Below are 357 nucleotides of genomic sequence, written 5' to 3'. Positions count from 1 at the left end.
CTGGCAGGCCAAGGACGGATCAAAAGTCACCGGCACCCAGGTGGCGGTGGCACCTGCAGACAAGGGCGCTATACCTTATCAACTGGTCAAGGCCAACCTGGCCGAAGGCAAAGGCGCCATGCAGGGCGTCAGCTACATCCAGCGCCTGGCCACCCGCGGCGGCGTGGCGCCGGCAAGTGACTGTACGGCGCAGAACAAAGGTGCTAGGCAGGTCGTCATGTACCAGGCCGACTATGTGTTCTGGACAGCCAATTAAGACGCACTTGAGCAGACGCCTTGCAATCGTTCATCTATGCTCGTTGGCAAGCCCCCGGCTGGATGGCCGGGGTACCTTGCATGACACAAGGAAGCTGCACA

At 60.8% G+C, this 357-nt stretch carries 1 protein-coding gene; it reads left to right on the top strand.

The window, feature by feature from the left end:
* The coding region (locus tag SB765_RS28350) for a DUF3455 domain-containing protein (RefSeq protein ID WP_410932317.1) at nucleotides 1-256 on the top strand (256 nt) is incomplete at its 5' end.
* Nucleotides 257-357: the final 101 nt, after the last annotated feature.

The sequence above is a fragment of the Pseudomonas sp. SIMBA_067 genome (assembly GCF_046534675.1).
Lineage (GTDB): Bacteria > Pseudomonadota > Gammaproteobacteria > Pseudomonadales > Pseudomonadaceae > Aquipseudomonas > Aquipseudomonas putida.
This window is presented reverse-complemented; position numbering and strand designations above follow the sequence as displayed.